This is a genomic window from Stenotrophomonas sp. AGC87, assembly GCF_057333975.1.
Genome location: NZ_JBHFHW010000043.1, coordinates 96,032 through 113,102 on the forward strand (window position 1 = coordinate 96,032; position 17,071 = coordinate 113,102).

At 67.3% G+C, this 17,071-nt stretch carries 18 protein-coding genes, 1 other RNA gene and 1 pseudogene; 6 read left to right on the forward strand and 14 right to left on the reverse strand.

Annotation, left to right across the window (positions count from 1 at the left end; all coding sequences use genetic code 11):
- Positions 1 to 14: 14 nt before the first annotated feature.
- The 6 genes from rpiA to ACE026_RS19525 form a co-directional block, all read right to left on the reverse strand.
- On the reverse strand, positions 15 to 662 hold the full coding sequence (gene rpiA / locus ACE026_RS19500; RefSeq protein WP_486040491.1) for a ribose-5-phosphate isomerase RpiA: 648 nt from the start codon (positions 660 to 662) through the stop codon (positions 15 to 17).
- 27 nt (positions 663 to 689) lie between these two features.
- Positions 690 to 1,166, reverse strand: coding sequence for an EVE domain-containing protein (locus ACE026_RS19505; protein WP_486040492.1), 477 nt, complete (start codon positions 1,164 to 1,166; stop codon positions 690 to 692).
- Positions 1,167 to 1,179: 13 nt separating this feature from the next.
- On the reverse strand, positions 1,180 to 1,779 hold the full coding sequence (locus tag ACE026_RS19510) for a 5-formyltetrahydrofolate cyclo-ligase (RefSeq protein ID WP_486040493.1): 600 nt from the start codon (positions 1,777 to 1,779) through the stop codon (positions 1,180 to 1,182).
- A 79-nt stretch (positions 1,780 to 1,858) separates the two neighbouring features.
- A non-coding RNA gene (ssrS, locus tag ACE026_RS19515) (6S RNA) lies at positions 1,859 to 2,043 on the reverse strand.
- Positions 2,044 to 2,175: 132 nt separating this feature from the next.
- Positions 2,176 to 2,475 carry a cell division protein ZapA gene (locus tag ACE026_RS19520; protein ID WP_313213077.1) on the reverse strand — a complete coding sequence of 100 codons (300 nt, stop codon included), beginning with the start codon at positions 2,473 to 2,475 and terminating at the stop codon, positions 2,176 to 2,178.
- Positions 2,472 to 2,693 (reverse strand): TIGR02449 family protein, encoded by a 222-nt coding sequence (locus ACE026_RS19525; RefSeq protein ID WP_019183857.1) that lies wholly within the window; start codon positions 2,691 to 2,693, stop codon positions 2,472 to 2,474. Before ACE026_RS19525 ends, ACE026_RS19520 begins: the two co-directional genes overlap by 4 nt.
- Positions 2,694 to 2,858: 165 nt before the next feature.
- Here ACE026_RS19525 and ACE026_RS19530 point away from each other — a divergent pair, with 165 nt between their 5' ends.
- Positions 2,859 to 3,407 (forward strand): UPF0149 family protein, encoded by a 549-nt coding sequence (locus tag ACE026_RS19530; RefSeq protein ID WP_486040494.1) that lies wholly within the window; start codon positions 2,859 to 2,861, stop codon positions 3,405 to 3,407.
- A 7-nt stretch (positions 3,408 to 3,414) separates the two neighbouring features.
- Positions 3,415 to 4,740 (forward strand): aminopeptidase P N-terminal domain-containing protein, encoded by a 1,326-nt coding sequence (locus ACE026_RS19535; protein ID WP_486040614.1) that lies wholly within the window; start codon positions 3,415 to 3,417, stop codon positions 4,738 to 4,740.
- A 168-nt stretch (positions 4,741 to 4,908) separates the two neighbouring features.
- Here ACE026_RS19535 and pepQ read toward each other — a convergent pair whose 3' ends face one another.
- The 7 genes from pepQ to rph all read right to left on the reverse strand — a co-directional run bounded on the left by pepQ (position 4,909) and on the right by rph (position 12,196).
- Positions 4,909 to 6,237 (reverse strand): Xaa-Pro dipeptidase, encoded by a 1,329-nt coding sequence (pepQ, locus tag ACE026_RS19540; RefSeq protein ID WP_486040495.1) that lies wholly within the window; start codon positions 6,235 to 6,237, stop codon positions 4,909 to 4,911.
- Between the two features lie 82 nt (positions 6,238 to 6,319).
- Entirely contained in the window at positions 6,320 to 6,670 is a 351-nt protein-coding gene (locus tag ACE026_RS19545) for a PilZ domain-containing protein (protein WP_486040496.1), read from the reverse strand.
- Entirely contained in the window at positions 6,667 to 9,144 is a 2,478-nt protein-coding gene (locus tag ACE026_RS19550) for a DUF1631 domain-containing protein (protein WP_486040497.1), read from the reverse strand. The genes ACE026_RS19545 and ACE026_RS19550 overlap by 4 nt, the downstream gene beginning before the upstream one ends.
- A 130-nt stretch (positions 9,145 to 9,274) precedes the next feature.
- A complete protein-coding gene (gene hemW / locus ACE026_RS19555; RefSeq protein ID WP_486040498.1) occupies positions 9,275 to 10,492 on the reverse strand; it encodes a radical SAM family heme chaperone HemW in 1,218 nt (405 codons plus the stop codon).
- Positions 10,492 to 11,085, reverse strand: coding sequence for an RdgB/HAM1 family non-canonical purine NTP pyrophosphatase (gene rdgB / locus ACE026_RS19560; RefSeq protein ID WP_486040499.1), 594 nt, complete (start codon positions 11,083 to 11,085; stop codon positions 10,492 to 10,494). The genes hemW and rdgB overlap by 1 nt, the downstream gene beginning before the upstream one ends.
- A complete protein-coding gene (locus tag ACE026_RS19565; RefSeq protein ID WP_486040500.1) occupies positions 11,082 to 11,471 on the reverse strand; it encodes a VOC family protein in 390 nt (129 codons plus the stop codon). Before ACE026_RS19565 ends, rdgB begins: the two co-directional genes overlap by 4 nt.
- Positions 11,468 to 12,196, reverse strand: coding sequence for a ribonuclease PH (gene rph, locus ACE026_RS19570; protein WP_123730306.1), 729 nt, complete (start codon positions 12,194 to 12,196; stop codon positions 11,468 to 11,470). The genes ACE026_RS19565 and rph overlap by 4 nt, the downstream gene beginning before the upstream one ends.
- Positions 12,197 to 12,316: 120 nt before the next feature.
- On the opposite strand from rph, the gene ACE026_RS19575 reads away from it, so the two are divergent.
- The 4 genes from ACE026_RS19575 to ACE026_RS19590 all read left to right on the forward strand — a co-directional run bounded on the left by ACE026_RS19575 (position 12,317) and on the right by ACE026_RS19590 (position 16,568).
- Complete coding sequence (locus tag ACE026_RS19575; RefSeq protein ID WP_486040502.1) at positions 12,317 to 13,177, forward strand: YicC/YloC family endoribonuclease; 861 nt, start codon at positions 12,317 to 12,319, stop codon at positions 13,175 to 13,177.
- Positions 13,174 to 13,839, forward strand: a complete 666-nt coding sequence (gene gmk / locus ACE026_RS19580; protein ID WP_088432676.1) for a guanylate kinase — start codon at positions 13,174 to 13,176, stop codon at positions 13,837 to 13,839. The genes ACE026_RS19575 and gmk overlap by 4 nt, the downstream gene beginning before the upstream one ends.
- 112 nt (positions 13,840 to 13,951) lie before the next feature.
- Positions 13,952 to 14,251 carry a DNA-directed RNA polymerase subunit omega gene (gene rpoZ, locus ACE026_RS19585; protein ID WP_005410877.1) on the forward strand — a complete coding sequence of 100 codons (300 nt, stop codon included), beginning with the start codon at positions 13,952 to 13,954 and terminating at the stop codon, positions 14,249 to 14,251.
- Positions 14,252 to 14,408: 157 nt separating this feature from the next.
- Positions 14,409 to 16,568 carry a RelA/SpoT family protein gene (locus ACE026_RS19590; protein ID WP_121039451.1) on the forward strand — a complete coding sequence of 720 codons (2,160 nt, stop codon included), beginning with the start codon at positions 14,409 to 14,411 and terminating at the stop codon, positions 16,566 to 16,568.
- 247 nt (positions 16,569 to 16,815) lie between these two features.
- Here the strand turns inward: ACE026_RS19590 and ACE026_RS19595 are convergent.
- Positions 16,816 to 17,071: pseudogene (locus ACE026_RS19595) on the reverse strand (hypothetical protein); the annotation flags it as partial.

A 17,071-nucleotide genomic window follows, 5' to 3' on the forward strand; every position in this document is an offset into this window, starting at 1 on the left:
GGCCGCCCACGGGGTCAGATCACGATCGGCGGCTCACCGCCGATGATCACCACATCGGCCGGGCGGCGCGCGAACAGGCCGACGCTGACCACGCCCGGCAGCTGGTTGAGCTCGCGCTCCAGCTTGACCGGGTCGGTGATCTCCAGGTGGTGGATGTCCAGGATCACGTTGCCGTTGTCGGTGACCACGCCCTCACGCCAGGCCGGCTGGCCGCCGGTCATGTCCATGATGCGGCGGGCGACCAGGCTGCGGGCCATCGGGATCACTTCCACCGGCAGCGGGAACTTGCCCAGCACCTTGACCTGCTTGCTCGGGTCGATGATGCACACGAAGCGCTCGCTGGCCTCGGCGATGATCTTCTCGCGGGTCAGCGCGGCACCGCCGCCCTTGATCAGGTTCTTGTTGCCGTCGCATTCGTCGGCCCCGTCCACATACAGCGACAGGTTGCCGGTGTGATTGAGCTCGAGTACTTCGATGCCGTGCTGCTTCAGGCGCGCGGTGCTCTGGTCCGAGCTGGAGACCGCGCCCTTGATGCGGTGCTGGATCCTGGCCAGGGCATCGATGAAGTAGGCCACGGTGGAACCGGTGCCGACCCCCACGATCATGCCGTCTTCGACGTATTCAATGGCTTTTTCAGCGGCCAGGCGCTTGGCTTCGGACATGGCGGGCAACTCTTGGAGGAAAGGGGGTCAGTGCTTTTCCAGCGACAGCAGCAGCTTCCACTGCGCGGCAGTCACCGGGAGGATCGAGAGGCGGTTGCCGCGCGCGGTCAGCGGGAATCCTTCGCCCAGCGCATCGGCGTGCAGCTTGATCTCATCCAGCGAAATGGTGTCGCGCAGTTTGCGCTCGAAGGCCACGTCCACCAGCATCCAGCGCGGTTCTTCGCGGGTTGCCTTGGCGTCGTAATAGTCCGATCCGGGATCGAACTGGGTGTCGTCCGGATAGGCCTCGCTGGCCACCGTGGCCAGCCCGACGATGCCCGGCACCTTGGTGTTGGAGTGGTAGAACATCACCCCGTCGCCGAGCTTCATGCCATCGCGCATGAAGTTGCGCGCCTGGTAGTTGCGCACACCGTTCCAGGGCTCACGGCCCACGCGCTGCAGATCATCGATGGAAAAGGCGTCCGGTTCGGACTTCATCAGCCAGTAGCGCTTGCGTGCGGTCATGCGGAGTCTTTGATTACGGTAGGTGCCGACCGTCGGTCGGTACGCAGACAAGGGTGGAGACGTCGGTGCAGATCGCATCCACCGCGACGTCCCAGGGTTGTACCGGCAGGTCATCGACCTGCTGGACCGAGAAGCCGACCCCGACCAGCCACGGCGGCGCCGGGCGCTGGTGGCGGAATGCGAAGCTGCGATCATACCAGCCGCCTCCCATGCCCAGCCGCCGGCCCTGTGCGTCGAAACCGACCAGCGGCGCCACCACCAGCGCCATCTGCTCCGGTGCGAGCGTGTCGTCCAGCGCCAGATCGGGTTCGGGGATGCCGAAGCGGTTGGTGGTCAGTGCCTGCCCAGGTCGCCAAGGTGCGAAGCGCAGCGTTTTCTCGTGCAGGATCGGCAGGCAGTAGGCCAGGCCGGCGGGCAACTGCATCTGCCAGCGGTGCAGCGCGATTTCCCCATCCATCGCCCAGTAGCCGGCGACATGGCCCTGCGTGGGCGCGAAAGGAAGGGCGAGCAAGCCATCGGCCAAGTGTTCGGCGGCGGCCAGGCGCACGGCGGCGGGGAGATCACGGCGGCGTTGGCGCAGCTGCTGGCGCAGTGCGGAGCGCGGGTCGGTCATGCCTGGGTCCGGAGCGTGCGGGGGAAGCGGATAAAACAAGAGCGACGTCCCATGGGAACGCCGCTCTTGCTGGAATATTGCATTCTCCGCCGTGACGATGCATGCGAAACGACCTTGAACCCGGGGTTCAAGTGGGTACGCTGGGGTTCCATCGGGCTTCCCGCTACAAGGCGGACTTGCACTCCCGGCGCCGTCGCGCACCCGTGGTCGTAATTAAGGGACAAGGCGAATGTTTGCACACGCCGTCGTTCACAGCAGAGAACGCGACGAGGATTATAGCCCTCTTGTGCGATTCGACCAGTCCGTTCGTCGGTCGAATTGCACATCAATTCAGATCGATGAAGACCATGCGATGCACTTGTGCAATCAACCACCGCGTGGAACCGGTCGCGTGGATCAACCCGCGTTGTCGAAAGCCCGATCCAGGCGGCGATTGAGATCGCTCAGCGTCTGCTGCAGCGCAATGGCCTGCCGGGCGTGCTCATCACGCAGCTGCTGCAGCTCGTGGGCCAGGTTCAGCGCGGCCAGCACCGCGACCCGGTCGACCGCGGCCATCCGGTTGCTGCCGCGGATCTCGCGCATCTTGGCATCCAGCAGCCGGGCGGCGGCGGTCAGGCTCTCGCGTTCCTCCGCCCCCACCCCCACCGTGTATTCACGATCCAGGATGCGGACACTGACCGGTTCGGTCTGGCTCATGTGTGCTGCTCCAGGGACTTGAGGCGGGTGATCATCGCTTCGACCCGGGAGCGGGCCTGCTCGTTCTTGGCCAACAGCTGGGAGCGCTCGGCCACCAGCTGCTCCTGCTGATGGCGCAGGCTGCGGTTCTCGTCGGCCAGGCGCTGGTTGCGCTCAAGCAACGCCTCCACGCGGGCGGCGAAGGCCTGCAACTGGGCGATGGCGTCGGCGGGTTCCATGTCCGGCACCATAGGCAAGGGCGGACGGGGCGGTCAAGCGAATAATGACAGGGCCTGCCGGCAGCCGGCCCGCCGGTGCCGGGGCAGGGCCGCGGGCGGGCCATGGCAACCCGGTGGACACAGGTGGATTGCTACACTGTGGCGCTCACAAACCGTAGCCCCAAGATGACCGAACTCCCGAGTGTCGACGACGTAAACCAGGCCAGCCAGGCCCTGGGCCTGGGCGCCAGCGCCGCTGAACTGCACGGCGGCCTGTGTGGCTGGCTGTCCGCCGGCGGTGCGCCGGTGCGTGCATGGCCGGCCCGCGTACTGGCCGATGACAACCTGCCGACCCCGGCCGAAGGTGACGCCCTGGCGCGCCTGCTCGATGCCAGCGTGGCGCAGATGGAAGACCGCGATTTCGCCTTCGAGCTGCTGCTGAGCGATGCCAGTGATACCGCTGCGCAGGCCGATGCGCTGTTCACCTGGGCGCGCGCGTTCCTGGGCGGCTTCGGGCTGGGCTCGGGCCAGAACCGGCCGGCGTTGTCCGAAGAAGGTGATGAGGCCCTGACCGATCTGGCCAAGCTGGCCCAGGCCTCCAGCGAAGACTTCGAAAGCGGCAACGATGATGACGAAGACGCGCTGGCGGAGATCGAGGAGTTCATCCGGGTGGCGGTGCTGTTGCTGCACGGCGACTGTGTGATGGCCGCGCGCCACCGGCAGCGCTTGAACTGAGATGGATATCCGGCAGCTGACCGGCATCTCCGCCGCCGAATACACCCGCCGCCGCCAGCAGTTGATGGAGATGGCCGGCGACGACGCGATCCTGGTGCTGCCCGCTGCCTCCGAGCGCGTGCGCAGCCTGGATACGCATTATCCGTTCCGCCAGGACTCGGATTTCTGGTACCTGAGCGGCTTCCCGGAACCGGAGGCCGTGCTGGTGCTGATCCCGGGCCGCCGCCATGGCGAGGTGATCCTGTTCTGCCGCGAGCGCGACGCCGACCGCGAAGCCTGGGATGGCGCGCGCGCTGGCCAGGAAGGCGCGGTTTCGCAGTACGGCATGGACGATGCGTACCCGATCGACGATCTGGACGACATCCTGCCCGGCCTGCTGGAAGGGCGCTCGCGGGTGTACTACCACTTCGGCCGCGATGCCGAGTTCGATCTCAAACTGATCGGCTGGGTCAACCGGGTGCGCTCGCAGGTGCGGCATGGCGCGCAGCCACCGCATGAGTTCCTGGAGCTGGGCCACCTGCTGCACGAACAGCGGCTGTTCAAATCGACCGCGGAAATCGCCGTGATGCAGCGCGCTGCCGATATCAGCGTGCAGGCGCATCGGGCCGCGATGCACGCGGCGCGGCCGGGCATCCATGAGTACGAACTGCAGGCCGATCTGGAGCGGGTGTTCCGTGCCAATGATGCCTGTGCGGCCTACAGCAGCATCGTCGGTGCCGGTGCCAACGGCTGCATCCTGCATTACCGCGACAACAACGCGCGCTCGCACGATGGCGATCTGGTCCTGATCGATGCCGGCGCCGAGTACCGCGGCTACGCCAGCGACATCACCCGGACCTTCCCGGTCAACGGCCGCTTCACCGCCGAGCAGCGCGCGCTGCATGATCTGGTCGGTGCGGCGCAGGCTGCGGCACTGGCCCAGGCACGGCCGGGCAATGCGTACGAAGCCGGCCATCTGGCTGCGGTGGAAACCTTGACCGAGGGCCTGCTGCGGCTCGGCCTGCTCAAAGGCACGCTGGACGAGAACATCGCCGAAGCGCATTACCAGCGCTTCTACCGGCACAAGACCGGGCACTGGCTGGGCCTGGACGTGCATGACGTGGGCGATTACCGCTTGGCAGGGGACTCGCGGATGCTGGAACCGGGCATGGTGTTCACCATCGAGCCCGGCCTGTATATCTCACCGGACGACCGCAGCGTGGAAGCGCGCTGGCGCGGCATCGGCATTCGGACCGAAGATGACGTGCTGATCACCGAGGACGGCCATCAGGTGCTGACGGCTGCCTTGGCGCGCAGTGCCGATGAGATCGAAGAAGAAATGGCCAGGCGCTGATCCGCCCCAGGGTAGCGCCACCCCATGGGTGGCGGCGCTCCGGGCCGACGTGGTCTTCAGCCACCCATGGGGTGGCTCTGCGCGGATACCGGGGCGGCAATCAGCGGCCAGCGGCGGGTGCACGATGCAGTGCAGGTACCGACCGTGGGTCGGCACCTGCATCGCCGCTCAGCTCGCGGCCGCAAACACCGGGCGGGTCAGGTTGTCCGCATCGCCCTCGGTGCACAGCACCTCGTCCTCGATGCGCACACCGCCATACGGGCGGAAGAAATCCACGCGGTCCCAGTTGATGCTGGCGCCATTGCCGGCCTGCTTCACTTCGTCCAGCAGCATGTCGATGAAGTACACGCCCGGTTCGATCGTGACCACCATGCCCGGCTCCAGCACGCGGGTCATGCGCAGGTACGGGTGACCCTGCGGGCGCTCGATGCGGCCGCCGCGGTCGCTGGCGGCAAAGCCGGCCACGTCATGCACCTGCAGCCCGATCAGATGGCCCAGGCCGTGCGGGAAGAAGGCCGCGCTCACGCCGGTGGCCAACGCCGCTTCCGGCGAGACGTTGAGCACGCCGAAGTCCTTGAGGATGCCCATCAGCGACAGGTGCGCGTCGATGTGCAGCTGCTTGTAATCCACGCCCGCCCGTACGCCGGCGCCCATGTGCTGCTGGGCCGTGTCCACCGCATCGATCAGCGCCTGGAATTCGTCATGGCCGTTGGCCGCATAGGTACGGGTGATGTCGCTGGCATAGCCGTAGGCGCTGGCACCGGCGTCGATCAGGAAGCTGCGCAGCGGGGTCGGCGCGCTGCGGCCCAGATCGGTGTAGTGCAGCACGGCCGCGTGTTCGTTGAGGCCGATGATGTTGCCGTAGGGCAGTTCGTTGGCGTCCTGGCCGACCGCACGGCAATACGCCATGTGGATCTCGAACTCGCTGGCACCGCCGCGGAAGGCCGCTTCGGCAGCACGGTGGCCCCTCACGCCCAGCCGCTGCGCTTCGCGCATCAGTGCGATTTCATACGGGGTCTTGTAGCCGCGCTGCCAGTCCAGGTAATCGATGACCGGTGCGGGATTGTTCGGCACGAAGGCGCCCAGTGCACTGCGCGGCTCACCGAGGATCGCGCAGCGCGCGGCGTCCTTGGGCAGCAGCGCCAGCGCCTCGTCGGGCGTGCGGATGATCTGGATATCGACATGCTCCACCCACCAGCCATTCGGCGCACCCGGCACCACGTGCCAGTAATCGAAGGGCTGATGGAAGATCAGGGTCGGGCGTTTGCCGGGGGTGTACACCAGCCAGCTGTTGGGCAGCTTGGTCAGTGGCAGCCAGGCCTTGAAGTTCGGGTTCACCGCATACGGGTAATCGCGATCATCAAAGGCCTGGTAATGCAGGGTGCCACTGGGAATCACCAGATGGTCGAAGCCGCCACGGGCCAGCGCTTCATCGGCGCGCTGGCGCATCACGCTGGCATGGTGGGAATACAGGGCGCCGAGGTCTGGCTGGTTCATGGCATGAAGCTCGCTGGCAGTGCGGAATGCAGCCCTAGATTCTGCCGCAATCCGCCAGTGGGCGCTGTGCCGGAACCGGCGCTCAGACTGCCGAAGTTTCCTCGGCGATCCATTGCCGCAGCTGCTCGCGTGATTCGCGCGCCAGGGTGAGGAAGCGGAAGCCCACCCAGGCCTGGCCCGGTGCATGGGTCTGCTCGCTCCAGAGCAGGTGCACGCCGACGTCGATCAGCAACGGCTGACCCTGCGGGCCGGGGATGGTGAACTGCAGCTGGTACAGCGCATCGTCCTGCATCGGTACCGAGGCCAGCATCAGCATGCCGGTTTCGGAGACATTGCCGAGCCGGCCGATCACGGTCTCGGCCATCAGGTCGGTGACGGGGACCAGCTCGGTCACCTGGCGGCGCGGCGCGCGGCGGGTATCGGGTGTGGTCATTCGGCGTTCTCCGCGGGGCTGCCGGCCAGCGAGCGCAGGGTGCGCAGGGTGGCCTGCCAGGCACGATCAATCAGCCTGCCCTTGTCTTCGGTGACGATCCGCACCTGGCCATGGGCCATCAGCCGCGACAGTGCATCCAGCGAGTACTCGCCCACCTTCTGCCCACGTTGATTGACGAACAGCGCGTTGTCGGTGATCAGGCTGTACCAGGACAACCGCTGCCGGCGCACGTCGCCCTGCTGGTTGGTGGTGAACTCGAACCAGGTCCCGAAGGGCAGGGTGCGCAGCTGCCGATAGCAGTCGTCCTCGGCGGTGCTGCGCGCGAGCGGGGCGACCTTGCGCGGGTCGCTGGCGTCGGCCTGCTCGCCCAGCCGGGTGCGCGCACGCAGGCGGGCGGTGAGTTCGGTGCGTGAACTGCTGTCATCCTCGCCGCCGGGCGTGGACAGGCGCCGCGCGATCGCGGCCGCCTCATCCTGGTGGTAGCCGACCTGCAGTAGAGCGGACTCGACCTGCTGGCCCAGCGCATCATCACGCTCGGCCATGCCCGGCGCCAGGCAGGTCACCTCGGCGATCCGGGCGGTTTCCTGCTGACGCTGCTGCCACTGCGGCGAGGTCTCGCCGTTACGCAGCAGGGTGAGCGTGAGCACATCCGACCACGCCTGTTTCAGCAGCGCCTGCACGAAGCGCGGGGGCGCGGCCTGTGCGCACAGTTGCTCGATGCTGGTGCTGGCCTGCTGCTTGGCCGCTTCCAGCCGCTCCTTGCCGCGGGCGGCTTCGACATGCCGCCGCTCGGCCAGTTCGGCCTTGTGGGCCAGGGCGCGGAAGTGCTGCTGGATCTCCTCGTTGGCGGTGTCGAAGACCGCCACATCGCCGTCGTACTCGTTGACCACCTGGTCGACGGCGTGGCCGAGCTTCTGCACCAGCTGCGGGTCCACGTCTTCCTCGCCCAGCCAGTTGGCGCCGGCCTCGGCCACCGCATTGAGCAGCTCGCGCGCCGGGTGCTGGTCGCGCACGAAGAAGGCCGGGTCGGACAGGGCTGCGCGGGCGACCGGCACCTGCAGGCGGGTCAGCAGGTCGGCGGCCACGGCCTCGGGCCGAACCTCGCGCTGGATCTGCCCGTAGAGCATGTCGAGCAGATCGAAGGTGTCGCTGTCCTTGACCGTCAATGACGCCTGCGCGCCATGTTCGGCACGGACCTGGGCGAGCAGTGCGTTGTGCAGATCGGCCATGCTGCGGCGGGCGCCGCCGGGGGCGACGGCTTGACCCTGCAGCCTGGCCAGCGTGGCGTGCACGGCTTCGGCCGGTACCGCCAGCGCGGGAGGCGCCTCGGGCGCCAGGAAGGCGTTTTCCGTGGGGGTGGCAACGGCCTGGGCCGAGGCGCCGACGGCTTGCGCGGCCAGCGCTCCGCCGCCAGGTACCGCGCCGGTCGCATGTGCCTGCCGGGCAGCGCCCAACAGCTGGTGCAGCGCAGACATCGCCGGTGCACCCAGGTCGGCTGCAGCGGGGCTGGTGGGGGCGCTCGGCGCTGACACGGACGCCGATGCCGTCGGCGGTGCCGCCGCCGCGTCAACGATGGGTGCGGTGCTGTCCGGCGCGGCGGACGCCGTGGCCAGTGCCATCGCTTGCTCGGTCATCGCTGCCCAGCCGGTACTCGGGGCGCTGCCGTTCCAGCCGGTCAATGGGCGTGCGGCGGCGCCGCCACGGGCGCCGGGCAGGCCGCGCTCCGGGCCGGTGATGATCCGGCGCGTCGTGGCCGAGCGCGCCAGATACGGGGTGTAGACCAGCCCGGGCAGGACGCCTTCGTGCCCCAACAGGATGTTGGCGCGCTCCAGCAGTTCACCCAGCCGCTCCAGCAGTTGACGGTCGAACACGCGGTACAGCGCCAGCTGTGTTTCCAGGCCCAGCGCGAAGTCTTCACCCAGCTCGCGCACGATCCGGCACAGCGCCTGCGGCCCGAACGGCAGGTCATCGACATCGAAGGCCGGTCCGGCGGCCAGGACCCCGAAGCGTTGGCCGAGCAACTGCAGGGCGGTGGCCGAGCGCTGGGCTTCGCGGCGGATGATGTCCACCAGCACGATGTCGCGGTCCACGTCGGTGTCGTTGACCAGGGTCAGCGCGGTGGCCGAAACGGATACCTCGGTCGGGACGATGCGCTGGGTGTGGCGCGGGCCGCGCAGGCTGGCCAGGCTGACCGCCACCGCCTCCAGGAAGCGTGGGCCGAACTGCGCGTTGACCTCATGCAGTTGGCGGGCCTGCGCGAAAATGTCGGCCTGGATCTGGCTGTTGCGCGCGCGCTCGGCGTCGCGGAACAGCTCGCGCTCGAGCTCCACGATGGTCAGCTTGAGTGGCGCGGTGAGGGTCTGCACCGCCAGCCCGTGCAGCGCGGCCAGCAGGCGGCGCACGCGGGGCGGCGCGGCCACGTCCGCAAAGCGGGTCATGTCGGGCTGGGACGACGAAGGTGCGGGCGCAGACATCCGATGTTCTTCCAGCTCCCCTGAGAACAGGGAATCTAACGGTTTCGCCCGGTCCCTGCCAGAAGCGACAAGCTTCGAGGTTGCCGGCGCCGGTCAGCGGGGCAATACCGTCCGGGTCGGCGCTGCCTGCTCAGGGCAGGAACAGCTCGACCACATCGTTGGTGAAGCGCCGGCCCAGTTCGGTAGGAAGGACCTCATTGCCGGTCACGGTCATCCAGCCCTTGGCCACGGCAATGCGCAGCGGCTCGGCGATCTGCGCCCGGTCCAGGCCGGTACGCGATTCGAAATCCTTCAGGCTGAAGCCTTCATGCAGGCGCAGCAGGTTGAGCATGTACTCGAACGGCAGCCGTTCGGCGCTGATCACATCGTCGCCGCCGATCGAGGCTGCGGTCCCGGCAGTGTCCATGAAGGTCTGCGGATGCTTGTGCTTCCAGCGGCGCAGCACGTGCTCTTCGGCGCCGCTGCTGATCTTGCCGTGTGCACCGGCGCCGATCCCCAGGTAATCGCCGAAGCGCCAGTAATTGAGGTTGTGCTGGCTCTGCCGGCCGGGTTTTGCGTAGGCGCTGACCTCGTACTGCGCATAGCCGGCCTCGGCCAGCATCTGCTGACAGTGTTCCTGGATGTCCCACGCCGAATCTTCGTCGGGGATGCCCTGCGGCGGCCGCGCGAAGAACACGGTGTTCGGCTCCAGCGTGAGCTGGTAGTGCGACATATGCGTGGGCTGCAGCGCGAAGGCGCGCTCCAGGTCATGCTCGGCCTGGGCCAGCGTCTGCTGCGGCAGCGCGTACATCAGGTCGATGTTGAAGTTGTCGTAGCCGGCGTCCTGCGCCAGCTTCACCGCCCGCTCGGCCTCGCCACTGTCGTGGATGCGGCCCAGGCGCTTGAGCGCCTCGTCGTTGAAGGTCTGGATGCCGAAGCTGATCCGGTTCACACCGGCGGCGCGGTATCGGTCGAAACGGCCGTGCTCGGCGGTGCCCGGGTTAGTCTCCAGGGTCACTTCCAGGTTCGGTGCGAAGCGCAGCCGGGCCGAGGCCGCCTGCAGGAAACGGTCGATCGCCTCCGGCGGAAACAGGCTTGGCGTGCCGCCACCGAAGAACACACTGCTCACCACCCGGCCCCAGACCAGCGGCAGGTCCTGATCGAGATCGCGGATCAACGCGTCGATGTAAGCCTCGAACGGCAGCTCGCCCTTGGCCGCATGCGAGTTGAAATCGCAGTACGGGCATTTGCGCACGCACCACGGCAGATGCACGTACAGCGCCAGCGGCGGCGTCACCAGCCGCGGGGCGTGGTCGTGATCGCCGGTGCAGGCTTCGCCGGGCAGGTGGGAGCAGTGGTCGTGTGCCATCAGAGCAGGGCGGGCAGCTTCTGCTTGAGCAGCTGCAGGGCTTTGGCGCGGTGGCTCATCGCGTTCTTCAGGTCCGGTGCCATTTCAGCCGCGGTCTGCGCCAGCACCGGGTCCAGGAACAGCGGGTTGTAGCCGAAGCCGTGGCTGCCACGCAGCTCATCGAGGATCATGCCTTCCCAGCTGCCTTCGCAGATCAGCGGCTGCGGATCATTGGCATGGCGCAGCAGCACGATCACCGCATAGAAGCGGGCGCTGCGGCGATCGGCCGGTACGTCGCGCATCGCCTCGAGCAGCTTGGCGTTGTTGGCGGCATCGTTGGTCGGGCTGCCGGCATAGCGCGCGCTGTACAGGCCGGGTGCGCCGTCGAGGGCATCCACGATCAGGCCCGAATCGTCGGCCAGCGCCGGCAGGCCGGTGCTCTGGCAGGCATGGCGCGCTTTGATCAGGGCGTTCTCAACGAAGGTCAGGCCGGTTTCCGGGACGTCGCTGACACCCAGTTCGCCCTGCGCCACGATCTCCAGCGGCAGGCCGCCGAGCATGGCCTGCAGTTCCTTCAGTTTGCCGGCGTTGCCGCTGGCCAGTACCAGTTTCATTGCTTGGGCTCCAGCAGATCCCACGTGTTGCCGTACAGATCGCGGAACACCGCGACCGTCGCGTAGACCTCCTCGCGTGGGGTTTCGAGGAAGACCACGCCACGCGCGGTCATCGCCGCGTGGTCACGCCAGAAATCATCGGTGTTCAGGAAGAAGCCGACCCGGCCACCGGTCTGGTTGCCGATCCGCGCGCGCTGCTCGTCGTTGCTGGCACGCGCCAACAGCAAGGCCGCCGCACTGCCGTCGCCCGGCCCGACCACCACCCAGCGCTTGTCGCCCTGGTCGATGTCATTGATCAGGCTGAAGCCCAGCACGCCGGTGTACCAGGCGATCGCCTCGTCGTAGTCGGCCACTACCAGGGTGGTCAGGGCGATACGACGGTTCATGCCTTGGCCAGGGCCGCCTGCTGCGCAGCGAACAGATCCTTGATGCCCTTTTCGGCCAGGACCAGCAGCGCATCCAGTTCATCGCGGCGGAAGGCATGGCCTTCGGCGGTGCCCTGCAGTTCGATGAAACCGCCACCGTCGTTCATCACGACGTTCATGTCGGTATCGCAGTCGCTGTCTTCGGCGTAATCCAGATCCAGCACCGGGGTGCCGCGGTACACGCCGACCGACACCGCCGCGACGGCGCCGAAGATCGGGTTGCGCTTGATGTCGCCGCGCTTGATCAGGAAGTTCACCGCATCCACCAGGGCCACGTAGGCGCCGGTGATGGCGGCGGTACGGGTACCGCCGTCGGCCTGCAGCACATCGCAGTCCAAGGTGATGGTGCGCTCGCCGAGTGCGCCGCGGTCGATGCAGGCGCGCAGCGTGCGGCCGATCAGGCGCTGGATTTCCAGCGTGCGGCCCCCCTGCTTGCCGCGGGCGGCTTCGCGGTCGTTACGGGTGTGGGTCGAGCGCGGCAGCATGCCGTACTCGGCGGTCACCCAGCCTTCGCCCTTGCCACGCAGGAAGCCCGGCACGCGGTTTTCCACGCTGGCCGTGCACAGCACGCGGGTCTCGCCGAAGCTGACCAGGACCGAGCCCTCGGCGTGACGGGTGAAGGCGCGCTCGATGCGCACTTCGCGCAGCTGGTCGGCCTGGCGGCCACTGGGACGGGAATCAGTCATGCTCAAGTTCCGGTAAGACGGGGGATGCGGGACCACGCCCGGGCCGGGGACCGGCGGGCGAGGAGGCTCTAAGGAGACCGCTAGGGTACCATTTGCACTTTGAGAGCACCGGAAACCCGCATGATTCGAAGCATGACCGCCTATGCCAACGGCGAGCGCGCCACCCGCTGGGGCACGCTGGCCTGTGAGCTGCGCTCGGTCAACCACCGGTTCCTGGAGGTCGGCGTCCGCCTGCCTGAAGAACTGCGTGCGTTGGAGCCGCACCTGCGCGAGCGCGTCGCTTCCCGCTGCAGCCGCGGCAAGATCGATCTGGTCATGCGCCTGCGCGCGCCGGAGGTCACCGGTGCACTGGTGGTCAACGATGCGCTGCTGGGCCAGCTCGGCGAGCTGGCGACCCGGCTGTCCTCGGGCTTCCCGAGCCTGCAGGTGAGCTTCACCGAACTGCTGCAGATGCCCGGCGTGATGCAGGGCGAGGCCGTCGATGCCGCCGCGCTGCATGCCGAAGCCCTGGCGCTGCTGGATACGGCGCTGGACGGATTCGTTGCCGCGCGCGAGCGTGAAGGCGACAAGCTGGCCACCGCGATCCAGGAGCGTGTGGACAGCATCGAGCGCATCGCCTCCGAGGTCACTACCCTGATCCCGCTGATCCGCGAAGGCCAGCGCACCAAGCTGGCGGCCCGCCTGGCCGACCTGCCGCACCCGGTCGATCCCGGCCGTGCCGAACAGGAGCTGGTGATGTGGCTGCAGAAGCTGGACGTGGATGAGGAGCTGGACCGCCTGGGCAGCCACATCGCCGAGATCCGCCGCGTCTTCAAGCAGCGTGAGCCGGTCGGCCGCCGCCTGGACTTCCTGCTGCAGGAGTTCAACCGCGAGGCCAATACGCTGGGCTCCAAATCGGTGGACAGCCGCACCTCCAATGCCGCCGTCGAGCTGAAGGTGCTGATCGACCAGATCCGCGAACAGGTGCAGAACATCGAATGAGCAGCCAGATCCCGCCCGTCGGCGCGCCTGCGCGCGGCACCCTGTACATCGTGGCCGCGCCCTCCGGGGCCGGCAAGAGCAGCATCGTCAACGCCACCCTGGCCCGCGACCCGCAGATCGCCCTGTCGATCTCGTTCACCTCGCGCGCCACGCGCCCGGGTGAGATCAATGGCGAGCACTACCACTTCGTCAGCGCCGAGGAATTCGAGCGGATGATCGCCGCCGGTGACTTCTTCGAGCATGCCTGGGTGCATGGCGACTGGAAGGGCACCGCGCGGCAGTCGGTCGAGCCGCAGCTGTCGGCCGGCCAGGACGTGCTGCTGGAAATCGATTGGCAGGGCGCCCAGCAGGTCCGCCAGCTGGTGCCGGGCACGGTCACCGTGTTCATCCTGCCGCCGTCCAAGCAGGCGCTGCAGGACCGGATGCGCAAGCGCGGGCAGGACAGCGAGGCGGTGATCGCCCAGCGCCTGGCCGCCGCGCGTGAAGAGATGCTGCACTTCAACGACTTCGACTACGTGATCGTTAACGAGGTTTTCGAGACGGCGGTGGACGAGCTGTGTGCCATCTTCACGGCCAGCCGCCTGCGCCGGGAAGCCCAGAAGGTCCGCCACGCGGGCCTCATCCAGGCCCTGCTGACCCAGGATCCGGCCACAACCGACTGATTCTCAACGGGGTGCTAACCGGTTGGCTTGATTTTGTCCAGCCCTGGCCGGTACAATCCGTCCCCTTTCCCTCATTCGATTGAGCAGCCCTCACCGGCTGCCGGGAGCCCGCATGGCCCGCATCACCGTAGAAGATTGTCTGGAAGTCGTGAACAACCGTTTCGAACTGGTCATGATGGCGTCCAAGCGCGCCCGTCAGCTGGCCAATGGCGTCCAGGCCACCCTGGACAACAGCGAAACCGAAGACAAGCCGACCGTGCTGGCGCTGCGCGAAATTGCCGCCCGCAAGATCGACAACGCCCTGATCGACGAAGTCGAGAAGGCCGAGCGCGAGCGTGCCGAGCGTGAAGCACTGGAATGGGCCGCTGCCGAAGTCGTCGCCGACGAAGACATGTCCAAGAACGACGACTGATCGCCTCGCGCGTCCGTTGTTGTTGCTGCGAACAGCCCGCCTTTTGGCGGGCTGTTTCGTTTGTGCCGCCAGTGGCTGCGGCGGGGGTGTGTTGTTGCAGGTGAAACTCCCTGTTCAGGGATTTGCCGATATCACGCCGCTGGCATAGTCTTTGAGCATGAACCCAGGCCCCACTGCCAAGGTCGCCACGCCCGCCGGCGCGGCCGTACCCGACTATGTCCTCCAGCTTGAGCGCGCAGCGCACTATCTGCCGCCCGACCAACTGCCACTGCTGCGCCGCGCCTGGGAAGTAGGCGCCGCCGCGCATGCCGGCCAGACCCGCAAGTCGGGCGAGCCCTACATCACCCATCCGGTCGCCGTAGCCCAGGTGCTGGCCGAGCTCGGCCTGGACGTGGAGGCGTTGATCGCCGCGATCCTGCACGACACTATCGAAGACACCCCGCTGACCCGCGAGGAGCTGGCCGCCGAGTTCGGCGAAGCCGTGGCCGAACTGGTCGATGGCGTCACCAAGCTGGACAAGCTGAAGTTCCGCGACCGCCAGGAGGCGGCCGCCGAGAGCTTCCGCAAGATGCTGCTGGCGATGTCGCGCGACCTGCGCGTGATCATGATCAAGCTGGCTGACCGCCTGCACAACATGCGTACGCTGGGCGCGCAGAGCCGCGAAGCACGCGGCCGCATCGCCCGCGAAACGCTGGAAATCTACGCCCCGATCGCGCAGCGGCTGGGCATGAGCCTGGTCAAGAGCGAGCTGCAGAACCTCGGCTTCAAGGCGCTGTACCCGTGGCGCCACGCCATCCTGGAAAAACACATCCGCAGCCAGCCGGTGGTGCGCCGCGAGGCCATGGCGCAGGTGGAAGTGCAGTTGAGCCAGCGCCTGGCCAAGGAAGGGCTGGAGCACCGCCTGGTCAGCCGCATCAAGACCCCGTGGAGCATCTACAACAAGATGCACGACGAGAACAAATCCTTCGACCAGGTCATGGATGTGTTCGGCTTCCGCCTGGTCGTGCGCAACGTGCCCAGCGCCTACCACGCGCTCGGCGCGGTGCATGCCACCTTCAAGCCGCTGGATGGGCGCTTCCGCGATTTCATCGCGATCCCCAAGGCCAACGGCTACCAGTCGCTGCACACGGTGCTGTTCGGGCCGTACGGCTCGCCGATCGAGGTGCAGATCCGCACCGAAGAAATGGACCTGATCGCCGAGCGGGGCGTGGCCGCGCACTGGACATACAAGTTCGGTGGCGACTCACCCAACAGCGCACAGAGCCGTGCGCATGCGTGGATCGTGGAGTTGATCGATTCGCAGCGTGCCGCCGGCTCGTCGCTGGAGTTCCTGGACAACGTCAAGGTGGATCTGTTCCCGGACGAGGTCTATCTGTTCACGCCGAAGGGCAAGATCCTGGCGCTGCCGCGCAACTCCACGGCGCTGGATTTCGCGTATGCGGTACATACCGATGTGGGCAACATGGCGGTGGCCTCGCGGGTCGACAAGAAACTGGTCCCGCTGCGCACCAAGCTGGTTAGTGGGCAGACGGTGGAAGTGATCACCGCGCGTTCGGCCACGCCCAAGCCGCAGTGGCTGGAGTTCGTGGTCAGTTCCAAGGCGCGCACGGCGATCCGTCACCAGCTCAAGCAGCTGGAGCACGAGGACGCGGTGCAGCTGGGCCATCGGATGCTGGACCGCGCGCTGGAGGCGATGGACAGCTCGCTGGAGCGGTTGCCGAAGGGGCGGCTGGATGCGTTCCTGGCCGAGCACCGGTATCCGCGCCTGGAGGCCCTGCTGGCCGAAGTGGCGCTGGGCAACTGGATGCCGAACCAGGCCGCGCAGGCGCTGATGGCGTATGCGGAGCTGCGCGGTGGGGCGCATTCGAAGCATTCGCAGGAAAAGATCCTGATCAATGGCAGCGAGCGCGGGGTGGTGAGCTTCGCGAACTGTTGTCAGCCGATTCCGGGCGACGACATCATGGGTTATCACACGGCCGGCAAGGGCATCGTGGTGCACCGTCTGGACTGCCCGAACCTGGCCGAGCTGCGCAAGTCGCCGGAGCGCTGGGTGCCGATCGGGTGGGATACGACGGTATCCGGGGATTACGACACGTCGTTGATCGTGGAGGTGGAGAACGGGACCGGTGTGCTGGCGCAGTTGGCGGCGGCGATCGCGCAGAGCCATTCGAACATCGAGCGCGTGGATTATCTGGACCGCGATTTCAATGCGGCGGTGCTGGCGTTCAATATCCAGGTGCGCGACCGGAACCATCTGGCGGAAGTGATGCGGCGTCTGCGGCGGTTGTCGGTGGTGCAGTCGGTCAGGCGCCAGTAACCCACGAACTGCTAACCGCCAACGGCGGCTCACGTGCGCCTGCTTCCTGCGTGGGGGAGGTGACGGGGGGGGGGGGGCGGGACCCGCTGCAAGTACGTCCCTGTAAGCTCGTGTGTTGCCATCCATGGCAACACACGGTCCCGATACCCCACCCGCGTCGTCCCCCCGACACAGGTCGGTGCGCAGAGAGGAAACGCGTCGCGCTTTTCAATGTGCGCAATGACGTTGGGCTTCTACGAATGCGCCTTTACGGCCACTGCATTTCACCCTTGGCTACTTTTGCGCTCAGTTCCAGCGAGCTCTCGCCAGCCAGGTTCGGATAGCATTTTTTCATCGCGGCAACGATGGGGATGCCGCCGAGGACGGTGCGCAGGGCGGGGATCCACAGGACGGTGCGGTCCGGCGTGGGGCCGGTGAGGCCGATGATCTTGATCGGTTGGCCTTCCAGGGTGAGGGTGTCGCCGTCGAGGGACGGCCCCGACATGACACCGGGGCCGGTAGAG

Excerpts from the sequence above, each read along its gene's own strand:
- rpiA (WP_486040491.1), bottom strand. The coding sequence starts at position 662 with ATGTCCGAAGCCAAGCGCCTGGCCGCTGAAAAAGCCATTGAATACGTC.
- ACE026_RS19505 (WP_486040492.1), bottom strand. The coding sequence starts at position 1,166 with ATGACCGCACGCAAGCGCTACTGGCTGATGAAGTCCGAACCGGACGCC.
- ACE026_RS19510 (WP_486040493.1), bottom strand. The coding sequence starts at position 1,779 with ATGACCGACCCGCGCTCCGCACTGCGCCAGCAGCTGCGCCAACGCCGC.
- ACE026_RS19520 (WP_313213077.1), bottom strand. The coding sequence starts at position 2,475 with ATGAGCCAGACCGAACCGGTCAGTGTCCGCATCCTGGATCGTGAATAC.
- ACE026_RS19525 (WP_019183857.1), bottom strand. The coding sequence starts at position 2,693 with ATGGAACCCGCCGACGCCATCGCCCAGTTGCAGGCCTTCGCCGCCCGC.
- ACE026_RS19530 (WP_486040494.1), top strand. The coding sequence starts at position 2,859 with ATGACCGAACTCCCGAGTGTCGACGACGTAAACCAGGCCAGCCAGGCC.
- pepQ (WP_486040495.1), bottom strand. The coding sequence starts at position 6,237 with ATGAACCAGCCAGACCTCGGCGCCCTGTATTCCCACCATGCCAGCGTG.
- ACE026_RS19545 (WP_486040496.1), bottom strand. The coding sequence starts at position 6,670 with ATGACCACACCCGATACCCGCCGCGCGCCGCGCCGCCAGGTGACCGAG.
- ACE026_RS19550 (WP_486040497.1), bottom strand. The coding sequence starts at position 9,144 with ATGTCTGCGCCCGCACCTTCGTCGTCCCAGCCCGACATGACCCGCTTT.
- hemW (WP_486040498.1), bottom strand. The coding sequence starts at position 10,492 with ATGGCACACGACCACTGCTCCCACCTGCCCGGCGAAGCCTGCACCGGC.
- rdgB (WP_486040499.1), bottom strand. The coding sequence starts at position 11,085 with ATGAAACTGGTACTGGCCAGCGGCAACGCCGGCAAACTGAAGGAACTG.
- ACE026_RS19565 (WP_486040500.1), bottom strand. The coding sequence starts at position 11,471 with ATGAACCGTCGTATCGCCCTGACCACCCTGGTAGTGGCCGACTACGAC.
- rph (WP_123730306.1), bottom strand. The coding sequence starts at position 12,196 with ATGACTGATTCCCGTCCCAGTGGCCGCCAGGCCGACCAGCTGCGCGAA.
- ACE026_RS19575 (WP_486040502.1), top strand. The coding sequence starts at position 12,317 with ATGATTCGAAGCATGACCGCCTATGCCAACGGCGAGCGCGCCACCCGC.
- gmk (WP_088432676.1), top strand. The coding sequence starts at position 13,174 with ATGAGCAGCCAGATCCCGCCCGTCGGCGCGCCTGCGCGCGGCACCCTG.
- rpoZ (WP_005410877.1), top strand. The coding sequence starts at position 13,952 with ATGGCCCGCATCACCGTAGAAGATTGTCTGGAAGTCGTGAACAACCGT.
- ACE026_RS19590 (WP_121039451.1), top strand. The coding sequence starts at position 14,409 with ATGAACCCAGGCCCCACTGCCAAGGTCGCCACGCCCGCCGGCGCGGCC.